This window comes from Enterovibrio litoreus (assembly GCF_045679545.1).
GTDB lineage: Bacteria > Pseudomonadota > Gammaproteobacteria > Enterobacterales > Vibrionaceae > Enterovibrio.
In genome coordinates, this window is sequence record NZ_CP166194.1 from 3,086,014 (window position 1) to 3,110,702 (window position 24,689).

Consider the following 24,689-nt stretch of genomic DNA (forward strand, 5'->3'; position numbering starts at 1 on the left):
TTGTTCTCTTATTTCGCTACATCTTTTATGACAGCAGCAACGCGTGCTGCAGCATCGGTAATCGCGGCATTTTTTGCCGCACGTGCCATTGTCATCAACGACTGTGAATCTAGATTTTCTAATACCGTCGCCAGCTTTTCAGCGGTCAATTCCGGCTGCTCAATCATGATGGCTGCGCCACCTTGGACTAAATGCTCTGCGTTCAATGCCTGTTGGCGATCTTGGTGCTGAAACGGCACAAAAATCGCAGGGACACCCGCTACGGCCACTTCAGAAACCGTCAATGCCCCAGAGCGGCAAATCAACACATCCGCCCAACCATACGCTTCTGCGACGTCATCAATAAATTCGGTAACATCAGCGTCGGCAACACTTGCATGGCTAAATCGCTCGGCGGTGTCCGCTTGATTGCCTTTGCCGGCTTGATGGCGAACAATCACATCGCGTTTTAATAATGCCAGCGCTTCGGGCACAGTGTGATTCAAAATACGTGCGCCTTGGCTGCCGCCCATCACCAACACCTTCAGTGGTGCGCCATCTTGATAAGGCTCGGAGACTGGCAATTCACACACGTCTTTCCTTACCGGATTCCCAACCACTTCCTGATCAGGAAATGCCCCAGGAAAAGCCTGCAATACACGTTTGGCAATTTTTGCTAGCCATTGGTTGGTTAACCCTGCCACTGCATTTTGCTCATGCAGTACTACCGGAATCCCACTCAACCACGCGGCCAAACCGCCAGGGCCACTCACATATCCACCCATACCGAGTACGGCATCAGGCTGAAATTGTTGAATATGTTTACGCGCTTGCAGTACGGCATTGATGACCATCCAGGGGGCAAGAAGTTTACGCGCAAAGCCTGAACCACGCAGCCCCTTTACTTCAATAAAGTCGATCTCGATACCATGTTTAGGCACCAGATCCGCTTCCATTCTATCCGCCGTACCTAACCAGCGGATTTCCCAACCTTGTTGCTGCAATTCATTGGCAACCGCAAGCCCAGGGAATACATGACCGCCGGTACCACCAGCCATCACTAACAATCGTTTATGCTTTTGTTCGTTTTCGTTTTTCATGAGTCACAATTCGTTGGTGCGCTTGGGATGTCTCTAACCGGTATTCATGATCAATGCGAAGAAGAATGGCTACCGCTGTCGACATAATAAATAAACTGGAACCGCCATAACTGACCAATGGCAAGGTCAAACCTTTGGTTGGCACAATACCCGCCGCAGCCCCGACATTGACTAATGCTTGAAACGCAAACCAGATCCCAATGCCAAAGGCGAGAAAGCCACCAAAAAGCTGATTACTTTCAAGGCAACGTTTACCAATAAACAAGGCGCGAAAAACTAGCCCAAACACCATCAAAAGCACGGCCACTACACCTACCAAACCTAGCTCTTCAGCCAAAACGGCAATCACAAAGTCGGTGTGCGCTTCGGGCAAGTATTCTAATTTTTGAATCGAGTTCCCCAGCCCTTGTCCCCACCAATCACCGCGACCAAAGGCCATCAAAGATTGAGTCAGCTGGTAGCCGCTGCCAAAGGGATCTTGCCACGGGTCAAGAAAAGACGTGACACGCGCAACGCGGTAAGGCTCTGCGATGATAAGCAGCCCGACCAGCCCTAGGCCAGAAAAGAGCAGGACGCCAAATTGCCATAGCTTAGCGCCGGCAATGAACAACATGCCAACGGTGGTGACAAACATCACCACCACGGAGCCTAAATCAGGCTGAAGCAGCAGCAGGCCAGCAATAATGACCATCACTGCCAGTGGTTTAAGAAAGCCCATAACACTTTCTCGCACTTCGCCATGACGACGAACCAGATAGCCTGCCATAAACAGGAACAGTGACAGTTTTGCAACTTCCGCCGGTTGTAAGTTGATCACACCCAGTGGCAGCCAACGTACTGCACCGTTCACAGAGCGGCCGACCACCAATACCGCCACCAGCAATACCAATGAGATAAACAACATCGGGACGCTAAGCTGCTGCCAGCGAGCTAGCGGAATTTGCAAGGCGAACGACGCTAGAATCAAGGCGCCGACTAAATAAAACCCTTGGCGCATCGCAAAGTAGAAAGGCTGATCAACTAGGCGAGTTGAAACAGGAATTGAGGCAGACGAGACCATGATCAGGCCTACCATCATAAGACCAAACGAGAGCCAGACAATGTATCTGTCATACAAAGCAGTGGGCGTCGGTCGAGAGAACCAACGCAAGACATTCATGTCTTCCCACTTCATGCTCATCATTCTGTCGCCAGCTCCTTGGCACCTTGTTCTGTGATGGTTTTGGCATAGGCGGCGAATGTCTCTCCGCGCACCATAAAATTGGTAAATTGATCGAAGCTCGCACACGCAGGTGACAGTAACACCATGTCTCCCGCCATCGCGGTTTGTGCAGCAATGTCCATGGCTTGTTGCATGGTTTCAACCATCACTGGCGCATCAACCAAGCCTGCAAACGCATGGCCGTCACGTCCATAGCAATACAAGGTAACATCCAGTGCAGCCAGCACGGGTTTCAACGCAGAAAACTCAGCGCCTTTACCATCACCACCAACGAGCAGGTGAAGCTTGCCCGCAAGCTTAAGTCCATCCAATGCGGCCAATGTACTGGCTGGATTGGTGGCCTTTGAGTCGTTGACCCATAAAATGCCATTACGTTCCAATACCTGCTGACAACGGTGAGGCAGGCCGCAGTATTCACGCATCGCCTGACATTGGGCTTCGCGCGCGATACCCACAGAGTCCGCCAATGCCATCGCGGCTAAGCAATTCGCCACATTGTGTCGCCCCACCAAAGCAATGTCAGACACTGCCATCACAGGATCACCTTTCGCGGTTAACCATTCGTTGCCATCGCTCAACGTAAGGGTGTAATCCCCTTGCGAGAAGCCAAAACTCTCAGCATGTTTACCTTCGGGTGCTTTGGTTTGCAGATCGTCTTGATTCCAAACCGCAAGTTGGGTTTGGTCAAAAATACGTAGCTTGGCCTGTCGATAATCTTCCATGCCGTCATAGCGGTCCATGTGATCTTCTGACAGGTTCAAAAACACGGCAGACGCCATTTCTAACGACGAGGTGGTTTCCAACTGGAAGCTGGATAGCTCAAGCACATACAGTGCGTGGTCATACGCCAACATATCGAGCGCTGCGAAACCAATGTTACCGCCCACCCCCACGTCAATTCCCGCCGCCTTGGCCATTTCACCCAAAAGACTCGTGACCGTGCTTTTTCCGTTTGAACCGGTGATACCGATCACTGGTGCAGCAACATCACGCGCAAACAGCTCGATATCACCGACAATCTCGATGCCTTGTTGCGCAGCGGCTTTCAGCTCAGGGGTTGCTAACGCAATGCCCGGACTGGCAACAATCAGATCGGCACTTAACAGCCATTCCATGTTCCAGCCCCCCGCATGAAGCGCCACATTGTTTGGCAATTTGTCTGCGCCCGGCGGGGTTGCACGCGTATCAATCACGCTGACCTTTGCACCATCATCTTTAGCGACAAGATGATTGACAACAGAGAGCCCTGTCATGCCAAGCCCAATCACCACAATGTGCTTGTTCGCAACCTTCATGCTCGCGGCGTCTGTCTTCATTTAACGCACCTTCAGTGTTGCAAGGCCAATCAGGACTAGCATCAAGGTGATAATCCAAAAACGCACAATCACGCGCGGTTCAGGCCAGCCTTTCAGTTCGTAGTGATGGTGGATCGGTGCCATGCGGAAAATACGTTGTCCGCGCAATTTGTAAGAGCCAACTTGCAAAATCACAGACAAGGTTTCCATCACAAACACACCGCCCATGATCACCAGCAAGAATTCTTGACGTACCAACACGGCAATCGTGCCTAATGCACCGCCCAATGCCAATGAGCCGACATCACCCATGAAAACTTGTGCTGGATAAGTGTTAAACCATAAGAAGCCAAGACCTGCCCCGACAATGGCAGCACACACCACCACCAGTTCGCCCGCATCTTTGATATAAGGAATATGCAAATATTCGGCAAAGTTAACGTTACCGGTAGCCCAGGCAATGAACGCGAAACCACTTGCTACCATCACCGTTGGCATGATGGCAAGACCATCCAATCCATCAGTGAGGTTGACAGCATTACTGGTGCCAACAATCACAAAGTAAGTGAACACGACATAGAACAAGCCAAGCTGAGGCATGATGTCTTTGAAGAAAGGCACCACCAATTGTGTGGCGGCAGTGTCTTGACCGTGAGCATACAGCGCAAACGCCACAATTAACGCGATGGCGGATTGCCAAAAATATTTCCAACGCGCGATAAGCCCATCGGTGTTCTTGCGCACCACTTTGCGGTAATCATCAACAAAGCCAATTGCGCCGTAACCCAAGGTAACAAACAGCACAGCCCACACATAAGGGTTGGATAAATCAGCCCAAAGCAGCACCGTCACGGTAATGGCGGTTAAGATCATTAAACCACCCATGGTCGGGGTGCCGCGTTTGCTGAAGTGCGATTCAGGCCCTTCGTTACGAACAACCTGACCGATTTGAAGCATCTGCAAGCGGGCAATCAAGCGTGGTCCCATCCAAAGCGAGAGCACCAAAGCAGTTAACACGCTCAAAATGGCGCGAAACGTCAGGTAATCAAACAGTCGGAAAAACGGAATGTGCTGGGCAAGAATGTCCGATAGCCAATCTAGCATGACGCTGTCTCCTCAATGGCGGCGACGACTTCTGACATTTTCATTCCGTTGGCCCCTTTGACCAAAACGGATACTTCACGTTTTGTTTTCATGAGTTCTACTACATGCGCAATCAGCGCGTTTTTATTATCGAAGTGCAGACCACCACAATGCGCACTAATTGCTGCACTGGCTGGCCCGTAAGTAAGTAAGGTTTGAATCGACGCCTGACTGAGATGATCAGCCACCTCCTGATGCACAGCATCAGAGTGCTCACCCATCTCCCCCATATCTGCCAATACAATGACTTTGTCGCCATCGAAACCGTCGAGCAAATCAACGGCCGCTTTCATCGCAGCAAGGCTGGCGTTGTAGCTGTCATCAATTAGGCGAAGCCCCGGGCGCGGGAAGCTTATCGCGCCACGCCCCTTAACAGGCGACACAGATGCGAGACCGTGCGCCACATCGTCCATGGTCACGCCATCGACATTCAGCGCGGCGATTGTCGCCAAAATCGCATTCGCGACGTTGTGCTCACCGGGCAAGTTCACCAACAGTGGGTAACGTCCGTCTGACGACACTAAATCAAACTGATAACAGCCGTTTTCAGCTTGTTGAATATTCTCCGCTCGATAGTCAGCATCTTTGTCCATCACTGACATGGTAAGTACTTGCTTACTTTGTAGTACGGCGTCCCAACGCTGTCCGCCGCAACTATCAAGGTTGACGATAGCCAGTCCGCCATCTGCCAAGCCTTCAAAAATTTCGCCCTTGGCTTGTGCCACACCTTCCAAGGAACCAAACCCTTCAAGGTGGGCGGCCGCAAGGTTTGTGACCATAGCAATATCCGGCTTCACCAGTTGCGTGGTGTAGGCGATTTCACCAATGTGGTTCGCCCCTAATTCCATCACCGCAAAATCGTCAGACGGTGTAAGGCGAAGTAGGGTCAATGGCACGCCGATATCGTTGTTGAAATTACCTGCGGTATAAAGGGTTTTCCCCTTTTGCGACAAAATGGCCGCCAGCATTTCTTTGACAGTGGTTTTACCGCAACTGCCTGTCAATGCGATAGTTTTGACATTGCACTGGGCTTTTACCCATGCGCCAATCTGGCCTAACGCCAACTTGGTGTCCTTCACGATGAGTTGCGGTAAATCTGACTCAACAGATTTAGAAACCAGCAGTGCTGAGGCTCCATTTTCTTTTGCCGTGTCGACAAAATCATGGGCATCGAAACGCTCACCCGCCAGTGCCACAAACAGCGCGCCTTGGCCCAGTGTGCGCGTATCGGTTGATACGGCATTGATGATGACGTCTTCACCTTTTCGATCAGCCTGTAAAATGGACTGCAATGTATTAAGCGAAACCGAGATCATCCCTTTGCCTCCAAAAGATCGCGAACCGTTTCACGATCAGAATAATGAACCGTGCCTGATGCCAGAACTTGATAGTCTTCATGCCCTTTTCCCGCGACCAAAACCACATCATCTTTTGATGCGTTTTCAAAGGCATAGTGACAGGCTTTTGCGCGATCATGGAGGATAACAGCTTTCTCTGGCGAGACCATGCCCTTGAGCATGTCAGCAACGATGGTTTCAGGTGATTCTGAGCGAGGATTGTCATCCGTTAATATCGCGATATCAGCGAGGCGTTCTGCAATCTCAGCCATCATAGGGCGTTTGCCTGTATCACGATCACCACCGCAACCGAAGATGCACCACAACTGACCATCACAATGACGGCGCAAAGCATGCAGTGCTTTTTCCAGCGCATCGGGAGTGTGAGCATAATCAACCACTAACATAGGTTTGTCAGGGTGATGAAAAACTTCCATACGGCCGATAACGGCTTGAAGTTGTGGGGCTACGTCCAAAAGCGTGGCTTTGTCATACCCCAGACCGAGCAATGTTGCCAAGCTAAGCAACAGATTCATCACGTTGAATTCACCCACCAATGGTGCGGTAAATTCTCCCTCCCCCCATGATGAAGAGAACGTAATGGTCACGCCGCTGGTTGCATAGTCTACTGAGGTTAACCAAAGCTTTCGCCCTTGATGCGCATGCACACCAGCATCTGACATGGATACGGCAACCGCTTCTGGCATATTCACCAGCCAGCTAGCCCCAACATCGTCATCAGCATTGATCACAGATACCGGAGAACCGTAATGAGTAAACAGGCGCAACTTAGCTTCTGCATACGCTTCCATAGTGCCATGATAATCAAGGTGATCACGACTTAGATTGGTAAAGATAGCCGCGTCAAACGTGACGGCCTTTACCCTGTCTTGAACCAGACCATGAGAAGACACTTCCATCGCAACATGTGTAGCGCCTTGTTGCTTAAACTTGGCGAGTTGATGTTGAATATCTAACGCACTACCTGTGGTGTTTAACGCAGGCTCAAGTGATGCCAGAAAGCCATTCCCGGTGGTTCCCATTACCGCTGCTTTGCCACCAAGTAAATCAATCCACTGCGCGATAAGCTGGCTAATCGTGGTTTTACCGTTGGTTCCCGTAATGCCAATCGTCGTCAGGCCATCACAAGGCGTTTGATAAAAGCGCGCTGAAACTTCAGAAAGCGTGGATTTGATATGCGGAAATGCCACAACAGGCACATTGCCATGTAGCGTCACGCCAAACTGGCCATTAGTATCGCCGTCATCAGCGATCACAGCTACCGCACCAGCGGCAATGGCATCGGGAATATATCGACGTGCATCTAAGCTGTGACCTTGCACCGCCACAAACACGTCACCGGGTTTGATCTGGCGATTGTCCAGTTTCAAGCCGGTAATCTCAATGTCTGGCGCAGCGTCAAACCACGGCGCCAATAGTTCTTTAAAGCTGGTAATAGACATCAGTTTTGCTTGTCCGTTTTAGCAATATGTAACGAGGGTTGCTGAGCGTCCGGTGCAATATTTAATATCTGCAACGCACTCTTCATTACGTCAGAAAACACAGGGGCCGCAACCTGACCACCGTAGTATTTATCGCCTTGCGGCTCATTGATCACCACCACCAAGGCAATGCGTGGGTCGCTGATAGGTGCGATCCCCGCGGTATATCCGATATATTCGTCGCCGTAGCCACCGGCAATCGCGACTTTTGCAGTACCTGTTTTCGCCCCCACACGATATCCATCAACCGCCGCGCGCCGAGCACTGCCACCTTCTTGGGTGACCGCTTCCAACATGTCTAATACTTTTCGGGTATTTTCACGCGAGGCAACTTGCTTGCCTGGCACAACAGATTCGGTTTTCAAGATCGATAAGGGGCGATTGACGCCGACGCTTCCCAGCACAGCATAAGCACGCGCTAACTGAGCAGGCGTAATAGACAGGCCATAGCCAAATGACAAAGTGGCACGTTCGAAATCAGACCATCGACGACGATTTGGAAATAACCCGAAGGATTCACCCACCAGATTCACACCAGTCGCGTCGCCCATGCCGAAGCTGCTGTACATACCTAGCAAGGCTTCGACAGGCATAGATAGGGAGAGTTTACTCACACCGATGTTACTGGATTTTTGCAGAATTTTTCGAAGATCAGCCTTGCCCGCTTTGGACACATCACGCACTCGTGCCCCGCCAATGGACATCACACCGTTGCCCGTATCAATGATGGTATTTTCATCTGCCACACCGTTTTCCAGTGCAGCCAGTACCACCAGTGGCTTGATGGTTGAACCGGGTTCAAAGACATCGGTAATCGCGCGGTTGCGCATTTTAAAGCTTTTGAGATCGGCACGATTGTTTGGATTGTAGGAAGGGGCATTGACCATCGCCAATACCTCACCCGTGCGAACATCTACCATCACCAAAGATCCGGATGTGGCGCGGTAGTCTGCAACCGCTTGCTTGATAGCGCGATAAGAAATGGCTTGAAGACGTTGGTCGATACTCAACTGCAACGGCTTGCCTTCCTCTTTGGCTTCCAAAGAAATGTTTTCCACCACGCGACCGTAGCGATCTTTGCGCACAGTTCGACGCCCCGCTTCACCGCTTAACCAACCGTCGTAGCCGCGTTCAATACCTTCAAGGCCGCGTCCATCAATACCTGTCACGCCAACCAAGTGGGCACTCACCTCACCCGCAGGATAAAAACGGCGAGATTCATCATTCATACCAATGCCGGGTAATTTGAGCTCGGCTATGTAGTTTGCCATCGCTGGGCCAACCTGACGCTGAAGGTAGATGAAGCGCTTGTTGCGGTTTTTTTCGATGCGAGCCAGCATTTGCTTTCGGTCGAGACCCAAAACATCCGCCAAGGCGTACCAACGGTCTTTTTCTACTAGCCCACCATTTTTAAACACGGTGACGGGATCAACATACACGGCTTCAACAGGCACACTCACGGCGAGTGACTCGTCATTTCTGTCGGTGATCATGCCACGTGCGGAAGGAAGCGCTTTGACGCGTACTGAACGTAAATCGCCTTCATAACGAAGGCGATCTGGCTCTATCACTTGAATAAAAGCAGCACGAGCAATCAGCGCAAATAAGGCGAGAGAAATACACGCGCAAACCGTAACAAAACGCCACTTAATTAGCGTCGGCGCTTGCTTCTTGGCGCGCTGGTTGCTCGGTTTGCTTTTTCCCTTATACACTATTGGCTCACTATGATTTCACGTCTGCTATCAGGACGAATCATGTCCTGATCATTGCGTGCCATGGACTCGACACGGCTGTGTTCTGATAATGCATGCTCTTCTAAGATCTGGTTTCGCCACTCAACTTCTAGCCTTTCTCGCTCCATCAACAATTGATCTTGATGTGCAATGGCTGTCCGTGTTTGTTGAGTGACAAATACCACAGATAACGCTGAAATGAGCACCAACACCAGTAATATCAAAGGTGTCTTACCAACAGAGGTAAGATCCTGAAAAATTTGTCTGGTTAGTCCCGGCGCTCGCTCCATTAGTCACCCAGTTTTTCGGCAATGCGCAACACAGAACTGCGAGAGCGCGTGTTGTCTGAAACTTCATTGTCTGTTGGTTTCAGTGCCTTACCAATCGGCTTCATTTTGGCACTGCCCAACGCACGGATTTGATCTTCCGTCAGTGGCAAACCATGAGGCACTGATGGCCCTTTGCTCTGCTTACGAATGAATTGCTTCACCAAACGATCTTCCAATGAATGGAAACTGATCACAGACAAGCGTCCGCCTGGAGCTAGTACGTTTAGTGCACCTTGCAGCGCCGTTTCAATTTCGTCTAATTCACTGTTGATATAAATACGAATCGCTTGGAAGCTGCGCGTAGCAGGGTGCTTCTTTCTGTCGCGAGACGGCGCGACGTTGGCGATAAGTTTCGCCAGCTGCAATGTGCGTGTTAGCGGCTCTTTCTCTTCGTCTTCGCGATGCTCAACAATGGCGCGAGCGATACGCTTTGCAAAGCGCTCTTCACCGAAGACTTTCAGTACCCATGCAATATCATCGGCATCGGCTTCTTGAAGCCACTGCGCAGCTGAAACGCCTGACGTTGGGTCCATGCGCATGTCCAGCGGGCCATCACGCATAAAGCTAAAGCCACGTTCTGCATCATCAAGCTGAGGTGATGACACACCCAGATCAAGCAGTACGCCGTTTATCTGGCCGCTCAAACCGAGATCTTCGATATAGGTTTGAATGCCTGAAAAAGGGCCTTGGATAATGGTAAAGCGCGGATCATCAATCTTGCCTGCTTCTTCAATTGCTTGAGGATCGCGGTCAATACTGTATAGGCGCGCATTCTCGCCAAGTCGCGACAAAATTTCGCGCGTGTGCCCACCACGTCCAAATGTGCCATCGACGTAGATACCGTCGGGCTTAAGGGCTAAACCCTCGATGGATTCGTGAAGAAGGACGGAAATATGTGAAAACTGCTCTGACATAATCTTGGGTACCTAAAGCGAGAAATTGCTGAGCCTGTCACTCAACGCTTCCGCTGACTCGGCTTGAATTTGAATATCTTGGTCAATCTGTTCTTGCCATTTATCGCTGTTCCACAACTCAAATTTGTTGAGTTGCCCAACCAGCATGGCTTTCCCATTTAACCCCGCATATTCGCGAAGTGTAGGGGCAATCAGTATTCGACCCTGACCGTCCATCTCGCACTCAAAAGCATGCCCGAGCAACAAACGTTGCAATCGACGCTCTGCCGGGTTGAGGCTGGATAAACGGGAAAGTTTGGCTTCAATCCGCTCCCATTCGGGCAACGGATAAAGCAGCAGGCATGGTAACTGATGATCAATGGTGCACACAAACACGCCATCGCAAAGCGCATCGAGCTCTTCTCGATATCGCTTCGGCAATGCCACCCGACCTTTTGCGTCGGGAGAAATGGCGCTCACCCCTCTCAACATGTCACTTAATTCCCTTTCCCACCAGAATAACCCACTTTCTTCCACAATTTCCCACTTAGAAGTGTAAGTATCAGGCAAAAAGAAAGTCAAGCAACCCTATAGGGAGACCATGATCACAGTTTCGTGAACCGCATTCTATTTCAACAGCTTGCCATGCTTTTTGATGGTGCTGTTTTTTTAACCGCACGTCATACCGACGACGATATTGCTGTTTTAGCAATCACTAAAGCAAGTTTTACGGCTTTTAAAACCATTGGTCCGATCAAAAAATGGCTTCCGATCTTCAAGCTTGTTTTTGCGATCTTTAAAATTTTTGCAATCTTTAAAACTAAAGAAGGCGAGCTAATGCTCGCCTTCTGGGATATTAAGTGAGTCGGCCTGTAAGCCGGGTTCTGTACCGTAAAAAACGGTGGTAACCATTCGTCTAGGCCTGCAATCGCTCACAGGCTCAAGCAACCTACCCGTCCCCAACGCGGGCCGCGCCAATAGGGACCTATTTGGTCTTGCTCCGGGTGGAGTTTACCGTGCCACGAACTGTTGCCAGCCGCGCGGTGCGCTCTTACCGCACCCTTTCACCCTTACCTGTGCACTTTATCTCCTTGCGGAACATAAAGGCCATCGGCGGTTTGCTCTCTGTTGCACTGGTCGTAGGCTTGCGCCCCCCAGGCGTTACCTGGCACCCTGCCCTGTGGAGCCCGGACTTTCCTCCCCCCCGTCAGTCTCCCAAAGGACATCAACGAAGCAGCGGTTACCCAGCCAACTCAGGCCGCGGATTATATAGAACTCACCACGACTAATCTAGCGTTTAGTCAGTTCTTATTGCTCAAGATTGTCCAATCCCCACTTATAGAGGGCATTTTTTTTCACCTTGTATAGTTCTGCTGCAATCGCTGCCGCTTTTTTCAACGGCAATTCTTTTGCAATCAAGGCAACGGCATTGGTTGCTTCAACCGGTAAATCGTCTTTCTCAGCTCGATGACCCGCAATCAGTAAGACCATTTCACCACGAATGCGATTGCTATCTTGATTCAACCATTCAATCAACTCACCAAGCGGTGCACCATGAATAGTTTCATAAGTTTTCGTCAATTCACGAGCCAACACCACTTGGCGTTCTGGCCCCAGTACGGCCAACATATCGTCCAAGGTATCTGTAATACGGTGAGGCGATTCGTAGAAAATCATGGTGCGCGGATCTTGCGCAACTTCAGTAAATTTGTCCCGTCTTCCTTTGCTCTTTGGTGGCAAGAAGCCTTCGAAGCTGAAACGATCAGAAGGTAAACCCGACGCACTTAACGCCGTGATCACCGCACAAGGGCCCGGCAAGGGCACAACTTTGACACCAGCCTGACGACAACGCGTGACCAAGTGATAACCTGGATCAGAGATCAACGGCGTGCCTGCATCTGAAACCAACGCAATTGTCTGCCCACTGACCAATTTTTCTATCAGAAAATCCGCTTTTTGTTGTTCATTATGGTCATGAAGAGCAAAAGTTCGGGTCGTGATACCAAAATGGGACAGCAGTCGGCCAGTATGGCGGGTATCCTCGGCAGCGATGATGTCAACTTGCTGCAAAATTTCCAGTGCACGCTGGGTGATATCTCCCAGGTTTCCGATCGGTGTCGGCACGATATACAAAGTTGAGACGTCAACCATGGTTGAAGTTTCATCAGTCATTTGTTTCACAACCCTTCGGCGATTAATATAGAGGGCAACAAGTTACGGACAGAAGATGTTCATGCGTAAAATAACCCATAAGTGCAAAAGTGTATCACGACTTCTCTCTCCAATCGCGCTGGCATTGGTGCTTTCGGCCTGTCAGACCACGCCGCCTGTTGAGCAAGGCCCCCAATATGACATCACTGCGCCTGCGCGTGAGTCATCGACATTCTATCTGTTGAAAGCTGAAACCAGCGAAGCGGATGAAAAAGCAGATTGGTATCTATTAGCATTAAAAGCACTGATTGCCGAAAAACAATACGCGCAAGCAGATGTTTTAGTGGGTAGATTGGCAAAAATGCCGCTTACCCCATTACAACTTTCTGAATGGCAGCTCGGCCGAGCGCAGCTTCTTCAGCAAAAAGGAAACGCGCAAGCCGCCGTTGATAGCTTAAACTTTTTGCCAGCTTGGCAGTTACCCGCCATTCAATATCAACGTTATTACACACTCAAAGGCGAACTCTACGCGCAACTGGGTAATCAGCCTGGTGCCGTTTTGTCCTATGCAGAAGCGTCCCCTTACCTCACTGATAGCTACGAAAAACAGCAAAATTGGAATCGCGTTTGGGATGCGCTGGTGAAAATGCCACAATCCGAGCTCAACACCCTGTCTGCTAGTGGCAATCAAGTTTTGGCGGGCTGGGTAGAGTTGGTCAATTTACTGCGTCGCTATTCAGGCAACCCGGCCAAACAACAAGAAGCGCTTAATCAATGGCTTGTGGCCAATCCGGCACACCCAGCCAATCGATACCTTCCAGAAAATTTGGCCACACTGCAATCAATGGAAATTGTGCGCCCTGAGCGCATTGGTGTCATGTTGCCGCTTAGCGACAAATTCTCAGCACAAGGCGAAGCGATTCGTAACGGTTTAGTTCAAGCATTACTAGACGATGATTCTGGAAACGCTTCACCTTCTGTGATGTTTTACGACACCAATGCCATGCCGATGACTGAGATCGTCAGCACGATGCGTAATGATGGTATTCAGTTCGTCGTGGGCCCGCTGCAAAAAGACAAAGTTGAAACTTTCCTCACCGTCAGCCAGAACAGCTTCCCGACCTTGGCCCTCAATATTCCTAAGAACGAAGACGGCGAAGCCAACACCTGCTTCTTTACCCTGTCGCCAGAACAAGAAGCAGAGCAAGCCGCATTGCATATTGCGCAAAACAAACATGAGTTCCCCTTGGTGATTGCGCCTGACAACGGTTTTGGTCGTCGTGTCAGCGAAGCGTTCTATAAGCAGTGGGAAGCCGAAACTGGCGAACCGGCGGAAGTGGAATTCTTTAAAAATCGCGCAGCCATGCAGAAAACGGTTCAACAAGTGTTTGGTTTAACCGAAAGTCAGGCTCGTATCCAGCAAATGAACCAATTGCTAGGTCTGGATATGGAGTCAGAGCAACGCAGCCGTCGCGATGTCGATGCGGTTTATCTTGTTGCGAACGCTGGCGAATTGACGCTGCTTAAGCCGTTCATTGAGGTAGCAATCAACCCAGATGTTAAGCCACCAAAACTCTATGCCAGCTCTCGCAGCAACAATCGTGTTAATGGTGTGGGTGAAATTGGCGAGTTACGCGGCATCGAGTTTAGTGATGTTCCTCTTCTGATCGACGTAAACAATCCGACAGCTGCAAGGTTCAATCAACTGTGGCCAGATCTCGATAATGGCATGACGCGACTTTATGCTCTGGGGATGGATGCGTACGCGCTGATTGAAGCACTGCCGCAGATGCAAGCATTGCCACAGTATCGCTATGAAGGTCACTCAGGCGAGTTATCACTGGGCGATGACTGCACGGTAAACCGCTCCGTGTCTTGGGCGATGTTCGGGGACCAAGGGATTGTTTCCATTAAATAAGAAACAAACCGGCGATCACTATGAACAACAGGCTTGTCGCTTCTTGGAGCGACAAGGCCTGACATTGCTCGATAAAAACGCCCGATTCAAAGTGGGCGAATTAGATCTTGTCATGCGACAGGGTAGTTGTATCGTCTTTGTTGAGGTCAAATTTCGAAAACAATCCGGTTTCGGTGGCGCATCCGCCACAATCTCGCACCAAAAACAACGCCGTTTACTTAAATCCGCTTACCTCTGGCTCGCGAAACAGGGGCTTTCCGCGACCCATACAGAGTTTCGCTTTGACGCTGTCGCTTTTGAAGGGGGGATAAACGCTGTAAACTGGATGAAGAATATTTTTATTGAAGGGTAGTCAATGCTAGACAGCATCAAAGAGAGCTTCACCGAAAGCATCCAAACACAGATAGCCGCAGCTGAAGCCCTGCCAGAGCAGATTTCAAAAGCCTCGATGGTGATGGTTCAGTGTTTGTTAAACGGCAATAAAATCCTTTGCTGCGGTAACGGTGGCTCAGCTGCTAACGCCCAACACTTTGCTTCTTGCCTGCTTAACCGCTTTGAAACTGAGCGCCCTAGCCTGCCTGCTTTAGCTTTAACCGCAGACACAGTCACCCTTACCGCTGTTGCCAATGATTATCACCACGACGAAGTTTTCTCAAAACAAGTGCGGGCATTTGGTCAAGCTGGTGATGTTTTGTTAGCCCTCTCTACCAGCGGTAACAGTAAAGACGTCATCAAAGCCATGGAAGCCGCCGTAACACGAGACATGACTATCGTGGCATTCACAGGCAAAGATGGCGGTGAAATGGCGGGTTTACTGGGTGAACTTGATGTGGAAATTCGTGTGCCTTCTCAACGCACCGCACGTATACAAGAAGTCCACCTTGTTACGCTTCATACGCTCTGTGATTTAATCGACCAATTCCTCTTCCCAACACACGGAGAATAAGTGATGAAAAAGGCGCTTTTGCTTGCAGTAGTTTTCGCCTTAAGTGCCTGTTCCGCCATTTATGAGCAGGACACACGAAACGCTAAAACGGAATGGACGGATACACAAATTTCAATGCAAGTGGCAGGCATTGCCAATAAAGCGCCTTATTTGGGCGAGACTCGCATCAATGCAGTGTCCTACGATGGGAAATTGTTATTGATTGGTCAGGCCAAAACCGATGCTTTAAAGAAAACTTTGGTGGAAAAAGCTCGTGAGTTAGATGGTGTTGAGACCGTTTACGATCAAATACGCGTAAAAGAGCCGCTATCGCTCGCTGACGTGAGCAAAGACACCTGGCTAACCACCAAGGTTAAGTCGGCACTAATTGGCAGCAAGAAGCTTAGAAACGTCAATATCAAGGTGTTGTCTGAAGATGGGGAGGTCTTTTTGCTAGGCTATGTCACTCGACAACAAGCAGAAGAAGCAACAGAGATTGCACGTAATTTGAGTGGCGTGAAGCAGGTCATTAAAGGCTTTCAATACTATGAGCCGCAAGCCGCTGAAACTGAACAGTAAACGGTTGACACGCTAGAGAAGAAAAAAGCAGCCATTGGCTGCTTTTTTTATTTCACGACCGTCAGTGTAGGACGGCCTTTGAATTTATTGTCTGATTCGCTATCCACCACAGGGGCATCATCACGTGAGGTGTCATCACCTTTAATGATGCTGACATCAGTGGCTTCAGGCTTGGCTTCAGGTTCTAGTTCGATTCTCTCAAGCTCAGCTTCATAAGCAGGCTCTGGATCAAACATGGTGCCCGCACCGTTTTCGCGCGCATAGATAGCAAGTACTGCATAAAGCGGTACAGAAACCAGCATTGGACGACCACCAAATCGCGCGTTAAAACAAACTTCATCATTACCAAGATCAAGATTGCCCACCGCTCTTGGTGCAACGTTCAACACGATTTGGCCATCCTGAACATACTCAGTCGGTACGTTCACGTATGGCAGTGTTGCGTCTACAACCAAGTGTGGTGTGAGATCGTTGTCTATCAACCATTCGTAAAACGCCCGCAATAAATACGGGCGACGAGGCTTCAAAGTCGCTTCAGTCATTACTGGGCCAGTCGCATCTCGCGCTCAGCTTCAGTCAATGAAGCCAAGAATGAATCACGTTCAAATACGCGAGCCATGTAAGTCTTCACTTCTTTCGAACCTGGTCCGCTTAGCTCAATACCCATGACAGGCAGGCGCCAAAGCAACGGTGCCAAGTAGCAATCTACCAAGCTAAACTCTTCGCTCATAAAGAACGGGTACTCTGCAAAAACAGGCGCTAGAGCCAAAAGCTCTTCACGCAGCTGACGACGTGCTTTGTCAGCTTCTTCAGCATTGCCTTTCTCAACTTTCTCAGCCAATGTGTACCAGTTACGTTCGATACGGTACATCATCAGACGGCTGTTACCGCGGGCAACAGGATAAACCGGCATTAGCGGTGGGTGAGGGAAACGCTCATCCAGGTATTCCATGATGATGTTCGCGTTATACAACGCCAATTCACGGTCAACCAAAGTCGGTACCGAGTTATACGGATTTAGATCGAGTAAATCCTCTGGCAGGTTATTAGGATCAACAAGCTCAATCTCATAGGTCACACCTTTCTCAGCAAGAACGATACGAACCTGATGGCTATACATGTCTGATGCGTCTGAATACAACGTCATCACCGAGCGTTTATTGGCAGCAACAGCCATTAACCCCTCCAGAATATTTCATCTATAGAAAAAACAATGGGAGCACCTGCCCCCATTGTGGATCAGCAACTCACTAGATTAACCGATCAGTGAACGTCACGCCAATACTCTTTCTTGAGCAGAATGGTCAAGATGAGCAAAATCACAAGGAAACCAATGACCCAGTAACCCATTTGCTGACGTTCCAGTTTATTTGGCTCGCCCGAATACTCGAGGAAGTTCACCAAATCACGGACAGCATCGTTGTACTCTTCTGGGCTCAACTCGCCATTACCCAGCGATTCAATACCAACAAATTCTTCCACTTGCTGACCATCAACCATTACAGATTTATACTGCTTGATTGGCGTGCCCTGAAGCTCTTCCAACACATGCGGCATGCCCACGCTAGGGAACACTGTGTTGTTAACACCAAATGGACGTGATGGGTCGGCATAGAAAGAACGCAGATAGGTGTATATCCAATCTGTACCGCGAACACGAGCAACTAGCGTCAAGTCAGGCGCAGGACCACCAAAGAAGGTCGCAGCGTCTTCAACAGTAATGGCATTGGTGACCAAATCGCCAATCTTTGCATTCTCGTCAAAGACCAAATTTTCCATCATCAGCTCTTTAGGAATATCGAGATCATCCGCGATACGCTCATAACGCTGATATTGAGTAGCATGACAGCCAAAGCAGTAGTTCATAAACAGCTTAGCGCCATTCTGCAGCGATGCCTTGTCTGACAAATCATTGTTCGCCGGATCCAAGTGCACGTTTGCACCTGCTGCCATCGCAAGAGAAGGCAACAGCGCGAACAAAATTACAATCCACTTCTTCATTAGTAGTTCACCCTCTCCGGTAATGGTTTCGTCACTTCGTTTTTACTGTAAACAAACAGCAGAACGAAGAACATGAAATAACCAAAGCTAAAGATCTGAGCCAATAATGTGTAAAGGCCAGTTGCAGGTAATGTACCCAACACACCTAAAGCAATGAAGGAGATAACGAACTGAACAATGTTTGCAAGGTGCAATTTGCTACGATAGCGATAAGAACGCACTTTACAGCGATCCAACCATGGCAACACGAATAGCACCGCAATCGACAAGCCCATTAAAACAACACCCGTCAATTTATCAGGAACCGCTCGTAAGATGGCGTAGAACGGTGTGAAGTACCATACAGGTGCGATGTGATCAGGCGTTTTGATCGGGTTAGCCGCTTCAAAGTTAGGTGGCTCAAGGAAATAGCCGCCCATCTCTGGATTAAAGAAAATCACGTACGCAAACAAAATACCAAAACCAGCAACACCGATGAGATCCTTCACTGTTCCATAAGGATGGAAAGGAACGGCATCAATAATGTCGTATTTCTTGGTGTAGTACTTATGGAAAGGGAATTGGGTCTCGTACCCTTCGCCCTTAGTACCTTTTGGCAACTTGGTTTCGATGCCATCTGGGTTATTCGAACCGACTTCGTGCAGTGCCAGAATGTGCAGCACGACGAGCAGCAAGATAACGATTGGCAAAGCAACAACGTGCAACGCAAAGAAACGGTTCAGCGTTGCCCCCGAAAGAACAAAGTCACCGCGAATCCAAAGGGTTAAATCATCACCAATGACAGGAATCGCACCAAACAGTGAAATGATTACCTGAGCGCCCCAGTAGGACATTTGTCCCCATGGCAGCAAATAGCCCATAAAGGCTTCAGCCATTAACGCTAGGAATATCAGCATACCGAACACCCACAGCAGCTCACGTGGCTTCTGATATGAACCGTAAATAAGGCCACGGAACATGTGCAGGTAAATCACAACAAAAAACGCTGATGCCCCCGTAGAGTGCATATAACGTAACAGCCAGCCGTATTCCACATCACGCATGATGTATTCAATAGATGCAAACGCCCCTTCGGCAGAAGGGTTATAACTCATGGTCAACCAAATACCGGTCAGCAGCTGGTTTACCAGCACCAACATGGCGAGTGAGCCAAACAGATACCAGAAGTTAAAGTTTTTCGGCATTGGGTATTCTGACAAATGCTTCTTGTAAGCATTCATCACAGGTAGGCGTTTCTCAATCCAGTTAAGCAAGTTTTCCATTACGCAGCTCCCTCATCGGCACCGACCAGAATACGTTTATCATTAAGATACGTATAAGGCGGTATCACCAGATTAAGTGGCGCCGGTACACTTTGGAATACACGACCCGCCATATCAAACTTCGACCCGTGACACGGACAGAAGAAGCCTGATGCCACACCTTCAACTTGTTCACCAAAACTGTCAGGTAGATAGGTGGGCGAACAACCTAGGTGCGTACACAAACCAACTGCGACAAAAAGCTCAGGCTTAATGGAACGGTAGGTACCCGTAATGTATTCAGGCTGCTGTGGTTCAAGAGATTCAGGATCGCGAAGCTTATCGCCGATCTCATTCAACGTCTCCAAGGTTTGTTCGCTTCGACGAACAATCCATACAGGCTTGCCCTGCCAAATCACCCTGATTAACTGGCCTTCTTCAACTTTACTCACATCGACTTCAACCGGGGCACCGGCAGCCTTTGCTTTGGCGCTAGGGTTCCAAGACTTGATAAAAGGTACAGCGACTGCTGCTGCACCCACACCACCAACCACAGCGGTTGATAGAGTCAGGAAACGGCGTCGGCCGGAATTCACTGGCGCATTGCTCATCCAACATTCTCCCATGTGCTCCCGCATGGATTTTTAAAAACTGTCCTTATGCGTCCCTGGAGCGTACGGCTAACTCAAAAAGTAATTTATTCTTACGCAAACAGCCTATTGATTATCTTACGATAGCACAGACATACGTGGGCTAAATGATAAGGAAAACCCTACTTTTTGACAAGATAAAGCTACTTTTTTGTAACAAATGTGAGGTATGCACCGTTTTTTTAACTAACTGCCAAAAAAGAAAAAAATCGAAAAAATAACAAAAAGCGGAAATAGCGGATCAGAGAGGAACAAAACAGATAGGACGTTAATTAAACAGGTGATTTACATAAAATCTTGGCAATAAAAAGCCTGGCAATATGCCAGGCTTTTTTTGACCATAATTCCCGAATAAATTCGGAAGCGAATTAACGCTTAGAGAATTGTGGACGACGACGTGCTTTACGTAGACCAACTTTCTTACGTTCAACTTTACGCGCGTCACGAGTAACGAAGCCAGCTGCACGAAGTGCAGGACGCAAAGTTTCATCGTATTCCATCAGTGCACGGGTGATACCGTGACGGATAGCGCCAGCTTGACCAGAGATACCACCACCAGAAACGGTGACGTATAGGTCTAGCTTGTCTAGCATTTCAACTAGTTCAAGCGGCTGACGAACAACCATGCAAGCGGTAGGACGACCGAAGTACTGCTCCAGTTCACGCTTGTTGATTACGATGTTACCGCTGCCCGGCTTGATGAACACACGAGCTGTTGAGCTTTTGCGACGACCAGTGCCGTAGTATTGTTCTGCCATTGTTATATCCCCTTAGATGTCCAGTACTTGCGGCTGTTGTGCCGCGTGCTTGTGCTCAGCGCCCGCGTAAACTTTCAGTTTACGGAACATTGCACGACCTAGAGGACCACGTGGCAACATACCTTTAACGGCAAGTTCGATGATCATTTCTGGTTTTTTCACTTGCAGCTTATCAAAGCTGATTGACTTGATGCCACCAATGTAGCCAGAGTGGCTGTAGTACATCTTGTCAGTGAATTTCGCACCAGTTACGGTAACTTTGTCCGCGTTGATAACTACGATGTAGTCACCAGTGTCAACGTGCGGAGTGTATTCTGGCTTGTGCTTACCACGCAGACGAGATGCGATCTCAGTTGCGATACGGCCCAGAGTTTTACCTTCTGCGTCTACAATATACCAGTCGCGTTTTACACTTTCTGGTTTAGCAACGAAAGTTTTCATGCTAATAAATACCCGATAATTAAAAATTTCACTTAAGGAGCTTTCGCTCCCACTGTATAAGAGCCCATTCAGCACCCCTTCGAGTGGTGTTCCCTCGGCGTTAGCCTTTCAACAGTAACGGTGGGTCGCAGGATTATAAGGAAGGGTGGAGAAAAAATCACCTTTTTTTAAAAAAAAGTCGCGACTTTTTCTCCGGCTCTGCAGTGTAGATAATGTCAATAAATGGGATAACGCTAAGGAAGGTGCTCTAAGGCCAAGTAATCATGGCTCTGCATCTCTTTTAAACGCGAACAACAGCGCTTGAATTCAAAAGACAACCTGTCGCCAACATACAGTGATGACAGGGCGACCTCAGCAGAAATGATCAGTTTTACATGCCTTTCGTAAAATTCGTCGATCATGGCAATAAAACGCCTCGCTGCATCATCTTTTGACGCATCCATTTGTGGAACATTTGCCAAAAGTACCGTGTGATAAAGACGCGCAAGCTCTATATAGTCAGATTGGCTTCGTGGGCTGTCACATAGCGTCACAAAGTCAAAATGCACCACCCCTTCGGCTTCTCTCACCGCATGTAACTGCCGATGATTTATCTCAATATCATGAGCATCGAAACATGGCTCAGTCGCCAACTGATAGAAGTAGTTCTTCAAATTGGCCTCAGCCGCATCATCTAATGGGGAGTGATAGATCTCCGCCTGCTCTAATGTTCGTAACCGATAATCGGTGCCCGCATCCACATTAACCACATCGCAATGCTGATTAATCAATGCAATTGCAGGAAGAAAACGAGCACGCTGCAAGCCATTGCGATAAAGCTCATTAGGAATGATGTTTGACGTAGCAACCAGGCATATACCGCGCTCGAACAGGGCTTCAAGCAACGTGCCAAGGATCATGGCATCGGTAATGTCTGAGACGAAGAACTCATCAAAGCAGAGAATATGGGCTTCACCCGACAACTTGTCGGCGATTTTGAGTAGCGGGTCTTGCTCACCGTCGAGCGTTTTCAATTCATCATGTATGCGATGCATAAAACGGTGGAAGTGCATGCGCAGCTTTTTCTCAAACGGTAAACTTTCAAAGAAGGTATCAACCAGATAGGTTTTCCCGCGCCCAACACCGCCCCAAAAATACAAGCCTCGCTCTGGAGTCGGCTTTTTGTCTGTCTTTTTGAAAAAGGACTGCAGAAAACTGGGCGTTGGCGTAGGGGCATTCGCTCGCGCAACAAGCCGATGATACAAATCATCCAACATGGTGACGGCCTGCTTTTGCGACGCGTCTTCGAAAAAGTCCGGTCGAAGTAAATCTTTGCTGTATTGCTCTAAAGGCGTCATTCCCTGAACCTAATCCGTACTGGTTACAATAAGAGTGTTCTCAAAATCAATAGTACCATGCGTAACTTTTGCCATGTATAGTAAATCCTTGGCATTTAGGGGAATGCTACTTCCTAATTCCTCACCGTATTTCGGCGAGAATAGCCTTATATTCAATTTGTTATGGAAAATTAAGGAGCGCTTATGGCTTGGATAAACACACTTGTATTTGTGATCATCGGTGTCGTCATTGGCTTCATCATCGCCCGTTTAACTATGCGCGAAAACACTCAGCAAAAAGATTTAAAGAAAGAGCTAGAAAAATCACGTTATGAGCTTGAGCAGTATCGCCAAGAGCTGGTTGATCACTTTGCTCAAAGCGCTGAGTTACTCGACAACATTTCCCGTGATTACAGCAAGCTCTATCAGCACATGGCCACCACTTCAACAGAATTGATGCCTAACTTGCCAGAGCAAGACAACCCCTTTGCCAAGCGTATCAGTAAATTGTCAGAAGTGACCGAGGACACTTATTCTCCGACACAAGAACCGCCTCGGGACTACTCAGAGGGCGCTTCTGGTCTGCTCAAAAATGCTGAAAAAACAAGCAAAGCGAGTTAACTTGATCACAAATCTGCGATACAAAGGCATTGAACTTTTTTGAACCAACCCCACTCTTAACACGTACCTATTAGGGGAGTGTGGATATGAAAAAAACATCTTTGCTTACGTTAAGTGCTCTAGCACTAGCGATCAGTACAACGTTTACTATCTCGCCAGCAACGGCTGCATTACCTGCTGCTGTTGCTGGTGAGAGCCTGCCAAGCCTTGCGCCCATGCTGGAAACTGTCAGCCCTGCTGTTGTCAGTATTTCCGTCGAAGGCAGCCATGTGACAAAACAACGCATCCCTGAATCATTTCGCTTTTTCTTTGGCCCTGAGTTCGATCCAGAACAAACCAGAGAAAGACCTTTTCGCGGTTTAGGTTCGGGCGTCATTATTGATGCCGACAAAGGGTATGTGATCACTAACCATCACGTTATCGATGGTGCCAATAAAATTCTTGTGCAACTTCATGACGGACGCGAATACGATGCTGAACTTATTGGCAGCGATAGCATGTCAGACGTTGCGCTGTTAAAACTCGAAAAAGCAGAAAAGCTGACAGAAATAAAGCTATCTGATTCCGATAACCTTCGTGTTGGCGATTTTGCCATCGCAATTGGTAACCCATTCGGACTTGGGCAAACTGTCACTTCAGGGATTATCTCGGCGCTAGGTCGCAGCGGCTTAAACCTCGAGAATTTTGAAAACTTCATCCAAACCGATGCGGCGATCAATAGCGGTAACTCTGGCGGCGCACTGGTCAACCTCAACGGTGAGTTGATTGGTATTAACACGGCGATCCTTGGTCCAAACGGCGGCAACGTAGGTATCGGTTTTGCAATCCCAGTCAATATGGTGAAAAACCTCTCTGAGCAAATCCTTGAGTTTGGTGAAGTCAAACGCGGTGTTCTTGGCGTTCAGGGTGGAGAGCTCACGTCTGAACTTGCAGAAGCGTTTGGGTATGAAACCAACCATGGCGCTTTTGTAAGTCAGGTAGTGCCTGACTCTGCAGCAGACAAGGCGGGTATTGAAGCAGGCGATATCATTGTTTCGGTAAACGGCAAAGACATTCGCACCTTCGGTGAACTACGTGCGAAAGTTGCCACTCTGGGTGCGGGTAAAAAAGTAAAACTGGGCATCATTCGTGACGGCAAAGAAAAGACGGTCACTGCTGAGCTAAAAGAAGCCACACTTGCTAAGGCCAATGCAGAAACACTGCATGAAGCATTGAAAGGCGCCAAGCTTGAAAATTATTCAGAAGGCAAAATCAATGGCGTACGCGTTGCCAGTGTTGAAAAAGATTCTGTCGCGGCACGCTATGGCATGAAAGAGGGTGACGTCATTGTTGGCCTAAATCGCGACAAAGTGAAAAACCTTGGCGATCTGCGTAAACAGCTTGAAGGCAAACCTAACGTTCTCGCGTTAAATATAGTACGTGATGGCTCAACCATGTATCTGGTTATCCGTTAAGTAATTCATCACAAAAACAGGAGCCTGTCTCATTAAGGCTCCTGCTTCTTCCCCCATCGCATTCCTACTCTTATTAACGTTTCAATGGTATGCTCGTCGTT

Annotated in this window: 26 protein-coding genes and 1 other RNA gene; 7 read left to right on the top strand and 20 right to left on the bottom strand. The window is 48.8% G+C overall.

The annotated features are described in order from the left end of the window. Positions 1-8: 8 nt before the first annotated feature. From murG to mraZ, 10 genes are read right to left on the bottom strand one after another with little or no spacing between them, the layout of a single operon-like run. Positions 9-1,079 carry an undecaprenyldiphospho-muramoylpentapeptide beta-N-acetylglucosaminyltransferase gene (gene murG, locus AB8599_RS13720; RefSeq protein ID WP_407331453.1) on the bottom strand — a complete coding sequence of 357 codons (1,071 nt, stop codon included), beginning with the start codon at positions 1,077-1,079 and terminating at the stop codon, positions 9-11. Continuing rightward, on the bottom strand, positions 1,051-2,262 hold the full coding sequence (ftsW, locus tag AB8599_RS13725; protein ID WP_407331454.1) for a cell division protein FtsW: 1,212 nt from the start codon (positions 2,260-2,262) through the stop codon (positions 1,051-1,053). The genes murG and ftsW overlap by 29 nt, the downstream gene beginning before the upstream one ends. After that, entirely contained in the window at positions 2,259-3,617 is a 1,359-nt protein-coding gene (gene murD / locus AB8599_RS13730) for a UDP-N-acetylmuramoyl-L-alanine--D-glutamate ligase (RefSeq protein WP_407331455.1), read from the bottom strand. The genes ftsW and murD overlap by 4 nt, the downstream gene beginning before the upstream one ends. Next, positions 3,618-4,700 carry a phospho-N-acetylmuramoyl-pentapeptide-transferase gene (gene mraY / locus AB8599_RS13735; RefSeq protein WP_407331456.1) on the bottom strand — a complete coding sequence of 361 codons (1,083 nt, stop codon included), beginning with the start codon at positions 4,698-4,700 and terminating at the stop codon, positions 3,618-3,620. After that, entirely contained in the window at positions 4,694-6,055 is a 1,362-nt protein-coding gene (gene murF / locus AB8599_RS13740) for a UDP-N-acetylmuramoyl-tripeptide--D-alanyl-D-alanine ligase (protein WP_407331457.1), read from the bottom strand. Before murF ends, mraY begins: the two co-directional genes overlap by 7 nt. Beyond that, positions 6,052-7,539, bottom strand: a complete 1,488-nt coding sequence (gene murE, locus AB8599_RS13745) for a UDP-N-acetylmuramoyl-L-alanyl-D-glutamate--2,6-diaminopimelate ligase (protein ID WP_407331458.1) — start codon at positions 7,537-7,539, stop codon at positions 6,052-6,054. The genes murF and murE overlap by 4 nt, the downstream gene beginning before the upstream one ends. Continuing rightward, positions 7,539-9,290 (bottom strand): penicillin-binding transpeptidase domain-containing protein, encoded by a 1,752-nt coding sequence (locus tag AB8599_RS13750; protein WP_407331459.1) that lies wholly within the window; start codon positions 9,288-9,290, stop codon positions 7,539-7,541. Before AB8599_RS13750 ends, murE begins: the two co-directional genes overlap by 1 nt. Beyond that, the gene (gene ftsL, locus AB8599_RS13755) at positions 9,290-9,601 is read right to left on the bottom strand and encodes a cell division protein FtsL (RefSeq protein ID WP_407331460.1); all 312 of its coding nucleotides are present in this window, start codon (positions 9,599-9,601) and stop codon (positions 9,290-9,292) included. The genes AB8599_RS13750 and ftsL overlap by 1 nt, the downstream gene beginning before the upstream one ends. Next, complete coding sequence (gene rsmH, locus AB8599_RS13760; RefSeq protein ID WP_407331461.1) at positions 9,601-10,554, bottom strand: 16S rRNA (cytosine(1402)-N(4))-methyltransferase RsmH; 954 nt, start codon at positions 10,552-10,554, stop codon at positions 9,601-9,603. The genes ftsL and rsmH overlap by 1 nt, the downstream gene beginning before the upstream one ends. A 12-nt stretch (positions 10,555-10,566) precedes the next feature. Further along, positions 10,567-11,025 carry a division/cell wall cluster transcriptional repressor MraZ gene (gene mraZ / locus AB8599_RS13765; RefSeq protein WP_407331462.1) on the bottom strand — a complete coding sequence of 153 codons (459 nt, stop codon included), beginning with the start codon at positions 11,023-11,025 and terminating at the stop codon, positions 10,567-10,569. Positions 11,026-11,148: 123 nt separating this feature from the next. On the opposite strand from mraZ, the gene AB8599_RS13770 reads away from it, so the two are divergent. Then, positions 11,149-11,397 (top strand): hypothetical protein, encoded by a 249-nt coding sequence (locus AB8599_RS13770; RefSeq protein ID WP_407331463.1) that lies wholly within the window; start codon positions 11,149-11,151, stop codon positions 11,395-11,397. On the opposite strand, the gene rnpB is transcribed toward AB8599_RS13770, so the two are convergent. Beyond that, positions 11,391-11,789, bottom strand: an RNA gene (gene rnpB, locus AB8599_RS13775) — RNase P RNA component class A. The two genes, AB8599_RS13770 and rnpB, sit on opposite strands and share 7 nt — an antisense overlap. A gap of 52 nt (positions 11,790-11,841) precedes the next feature. Continuing rightward, positions 11,842-12,705 carry a 16S rRNA (cytidine(1402)-2'-O)-methyltransferase gene (gene rsmI, locus AB8599_RS13780; protein WP_407331464.1) on the bottom strand — a complete coding sequence of 288 codons (864 nt, stop codon included), beginning with the start codon at positions 12,703-12,705 and terminating at the stop codon, positions 11,842-11,844. A 55-nt stretch (positions 12,706-12,760) separates the two neighbouring features. On the opposite strand from rsmI, the gene AB8599_RS13785 reads away from it, so the two are divergent. Genes AB8599_RS13785 through AB8599_RS13800 form a run of 4 tightly spaced genes read left to right on the top strand, consistent with a single transcriptional unit; the run spans position 12,761 to position 16,106 of the window. After that, positions 12,761-14,602 carry a penicillin-binding protein activator gene (locus AB8599_RS13785; RefSeq protein WP_407331465.1) on the top strand — a complete coding sequence of 614 codons (1,842 nt, stop codon included), beginning with the start codon at positions 12,761-12,763 and terminating at the stop codon, positions 14,600-14,602. Next, positions 14,586-14,954 carry a YraN family protein gene (locus AB8599_RS13790; RefSeq protein ID WP_407331466.1) on the top strand — a complete coding sequence of 123 codons (369 nt, stop codon included), beginning with the start codon at positions 14,586-14,588 and terminating at the stop codon, positions 14,952-14,954. The genes AB8599_RS13785 and AB8599_RS13790 overlap by 17 nt, the downstream gene beginning before the upstream one ends. A gap of 3 nt (positions 14,955-14,957) precedes the next feature. Then, positions 14,958-15,548, top strand: a complete 591-nt coding sequence (locus AB8599_RS13795; protein WP_407331467.1) for a phosphoheptose isomerase — start codon at positions 14,958-14,960, stop codon at positions 15,546-15,548. Between the two features lie 3 nt (positions 15,549-15,551). Continuing rightward, complete coding sequence (locus AB8599_RS13800; protein WP_407331468.1) at positions 15,552-16,106, top strand: BON domain-containing protein; 555 nt, start codon at positions 15,552-15,554, stop codon at positions 16,104-16,106. Between the two features lie 47 nt (positions 16,107-16,153). Here the strand turns inward: AB8599_RS13800 and sspB are convergent, their stop codons facing one another. The 8 genes from sspB to zapE form a co-directional block, all read right to left on the bottom strand. Further along, positions 16,154-16,648, bottom strand: coding sequence for a ClpXP protease specificity-enhancing factor (gene sspB / locus AB8599_RS13805; RefSeq protein WP_407331469.1), 495 nt, complete (start codon positions 16,646-16,648; stop codon positions 16,154-16,156). Beyond that, entirely contained in the window at positions 16,648-17,283 is a 636-nt protein-coding gene (gene sspA, locus AB8599_RS13810) for a stringent starvation protein SspA (protein WP_407331470.1), read from the bottom strand. The genes sspB and sspA overlap by 1 nt, the downstream gene beginning before the upstream one ends. Before the next feature lie 86 nt (positions 17,284-17,369). Beyond that, positions 17,370-18,107 (bottom strand): cytochrome c1, encoded by a 738-nt coding sequence (locus AB8599_RS13815; protein WP_407331471.1) that lies wholly within the window; start codon positions 18,105-18,107, stop codon positions 17,370-17,372. After that, positions 18,107-19,369 (bottom strand): cytochrome bc complex cytochrome b subunit, encoded by a 1,263-nt coding sequence (locus AB8599_RS13820; RefSeq protein ID WP_407331472.1) that lies wholly within the window; start codon positions 19,367-19,369, stop codon positions 18,107-18,109. The genes AB8599_RS13815 and AB8599_RS13820 overlap by 1 nt, the downstream gene beginning before the upstream one ends. Next, on the bottom strand, positions 19,369-19,959 hold the full coding sequence (gene petA / locus AB8599_RS13825; RefSeq protein ID WP_407331473.1) for a ubiquinol-cytochrome c reductase iron-sulfur subunit: 591 nt from the start codon (positions 19,957-19,959) through the stop codon (positions 19,369-19,371). Before petA ends, AB8599_RS13820 begins: the two co-directional genes overlap by 1 nt. A 407-nt stretch (positions 19,960-20,366) precedes the next feature. Then, complete coding sequence (rpsI, locus tag AB8599_RS13830) at positions 20,367-20,756, bottom strand: 30S ribosomal protein S9 (RefSeq protein ID WP_407331474.1); 390 nt, start codon at positions 20,754-20,756, stop codon at positions 20,367-20,369. Between the two features lie 12 nt (positions 20,757-20,768). Continuing rightward, positions 20,769-21,197, bottom strand: a complete 429-nt coding sequence (gene rplM / locus AB8599_RS13835) for a 50S ribosomal protein L13 (RefSeq protein WP_407331475.1) — start codon at positions 21,195-21,197, stop codon at positions 20,769-20,771. A 233-nt stretch (positions 21,198-21,430) separates the two neighbouring features. Beyond that, entirely contained in the window at positions 21,431-22,534 is a 1,104-nt protein-coding gene (gene zapE / locus AB8599_RS13840; RefSeq protein ID WP_407331476.1) for a cell division protein ZapE, read from the bottom strand. Positions 22,535-22,717: 183 nt separating this feature from the next. Between zapE and zapG the strand changes: the two genes are divergently transcribed. Further along, entirely contained in the window at positions 22,718-23,134 is a 417-nt protein-coding gene (gene zapG, locus AB8599_RS13845) for a Z-ring associated protein ZapG (RefSeq protein WP_407331477.1), read from the top strand. An 86-nt stretch (positions 23,135-23,220) separates the two neighbouring features. After that, positions 23,221-24,588 (top strand): Do family serine endopeptidase, encoded by a 1,368-nt coding sequence (locus AB8599_RS13850; RefSeq protein ID WP_407331478.1) that lies wholly within the window; start codon positions 23,221-23,223, stop codon positions 24,586-24,588. The last annotated feature ends 101 nt before the right edge of the window (positions 24,589-24,689 follow it).